Below are 1,588 nucleotides of genomic sequence, written 5' to 3'. Positions count from 1 at the left end.
ATTCAAATCCTGGGTGACCGACACCGGAATGTCATCCATCTGGGCGAACGGGAGTGCTCAGTTCAGCGCCGCAACCAGAAGGTCGTGGAGGAGTCGCCGTCTCCCCTGGTCGATGCGCAGATGCGCGCTGCCATGGGCGCGCAGGCCGTCGCGCTCGCTCGGCAGGTCGGCTACGACAGTGCAGGAACCGTCGAGTTCGTGGTTGGCCAGGATCGGGCCTTCTATTTCTTGGAGATGAACACGCGTCTTCAGGTTGAGCATCCTGTCACCGAGCTTGTCACCGGCCTCGATCTCGTCGAGGAAATGATCAGAGTCGCCGCTGGCGAGCGGCTTCGCCACAGTCAGAATGATATCGTTTTGAAGGGCTGGGCGATCGAAAGTCGTATCTGCGCCGAGGATCCCGAGCACGGATTCCTCCCATCTGCGGGCCGGCTCGAGTTCTATCGGCCTCCAGCGCCGCAGCCGGATCGCCTGCGCATCGACGATGGCGTCAGGGAGGGCGACGATATTCCAGCGCTCTATGATCCGCTGATAGCAAAGCTGATCACCCATGCACAGACGCGTGCCGACGCGATCGAGCTACAGGCCAGGGCACTCGATTGCTTCGCTGTCGAAGGCATAGCCACCAACATCACCTTTCTATCGGCCCTTCACCGCAACCCCCGCTGGCTTGAGGGAGCGCTGTCAACCGGCCTGATCGCAGCCGAATTTGGCGCCCGCTTCCAGCAGCGTCTGTGTGAGAGTGACGAACTGCTGATGCGCGCCGCTGTTGCCGCAGCTATTCACCTCACTAGCCACTATCGCTGGGCAAGAGAAAACAGCCCTCCGTCCTCGGTGGCACTCTCCGTCTTGCAAGACAGCGACCGCATTGATCTGACAGCGATATCTGGCCGCGATGGCGTGGTCGTCGAATTTAACGGCCGATGCACCGCAATCGCAACCGATTGGCAGCCGGGTGATCCGCTTTGGCATGGCACAATCGATCACGCACCGGCGCATTTCAAGGTTACCATTGCGGATCACTCGATCGCGCTCTCGCAGGGCGGCGTGCGAAGCTCGTTGCGGGTGCTGACGCCCCGTCAGGCCGATCTTTTCAAGCAGATAGGCCCTGGTGGCGAACTCTATGAAATGAGCGAATTGCGCTCGCCGCTGCTTGGGGTCTTCGTGCGCTGGATGGTCGCTGAGGGCGACCACGTTGCGATCGGCGACGCGCTGTGCGTGGTGGAGGCGATGAAGATGGAGATGGTGCTGCGCGCCGAACGAGCCGGCGTGGTTGCCAGATTGGCCGTTGCGCCAGGCGTCTCCATCGCAGCCGGTCAAATCCTCATGTCCATCGCGTAACCGGATTGCGTCGACGTCGACCTGGAGTGTCAAACCGATACGTCTTCCGTACCTCAGGGCGATAGTTGGCCTCGACGCTGATTGGGGCACGGAGGCGCTTGCTGCGCGAAAGTTCGCGATCGCCTACGGCAGCTTCTACAGCCGACGTTGCCTGGCGGCCCTCGGCATGCACGACGGCGCCGCCCGGATTTCGCTCTTGCACTATAATTCGATGGAGGAGATCGAGGCTCTGATTGCAGCGATCAAG

The 1,588-nt window shown here is 61.4% G+C and carries 1 protein-coding gene; it reads left to right on the top strand.

Annotation, left to right across the window (positions count from 1 at the left end; genetic code table 11):
* A partial coding sequence (locus EN993_RS35585) for a biotin/lipoyl-containing protein (RefSeq protein ID WP_127266218.1) occupies positions 1 to 1,341 on the top strand: 1,341 nt, incomplete at its 5' end.
* Positions 1,342 to 1,588 lie beyond the last annotated feature (247 nt).

Source organism: Mesorhizobium sp. M7D.F.Ca.US.004.01.2.1, from assembly GCF_003997785.1.
Lineage (GTDB): Bacteria > Pseudomonadota > Alphaproteobacteria > Rhizobiales > Rhizobiaceae > Mesorhizobium > Mesorhizobium loti.
Note: the sequence above shows the minus strand (reverse complement) of the source record. Positions and strands in the feature narration are given on the sequence as shown.